At 78.3% G+C, this 286-nt stretch carries 1 pseudogene; it reads right to left on the bottom strand.

Features of this window, described 5'->3' with window-relative positions:
• Window positions 1–37 precede the first annotated feature (37 nt).
• Window positions 38–286, bottom strand: a pseudogene (locus tag WDW90_RS39015) (hypothetical protein); the annotation flags it as partial.

Here is a 286-nt window from a genome sequence, read left to right as displayed (position 1 = left end):
CTCAGCCCGAGGACGACGAGGCGGAGGCGCGCGCGCGTCATGCGACGCTCCGCTCACGCTTGCGCGCGCGGACCTCGTTAAGGATCGCGTCGACCTCCGCGCCCCCGTGCGCGTAGGGGTGCTCGCCGGTGATCCCGGCGCGGGCCGCGGGCCCGACGGCGCGGGCGCGCTCGGGCGTCAGGGCCCGCATCTGCTCGGCCCGGGGCGAGGCCATCCCCCTTTCGGGGTAGCCCTTGGTCGGTAGGCGCGACGGGGCGGGCGACCGTGCCGCCAGCGGGGGCAGCCT

It is taken from the genome of Methylobacterium nigriterrae (assembly GCF_037106235.1).
Taxonomy (GTDB): Bacteria; Pseudomonadota; Alphaproteobacteria; order Rhizobiales; family Beijerinckiaceae; genus Methylobacterium; species Methylobacterium nigriterrae.
This window is presented reverse-complemented; position numbering and strand designations above follow the sequence as displayed.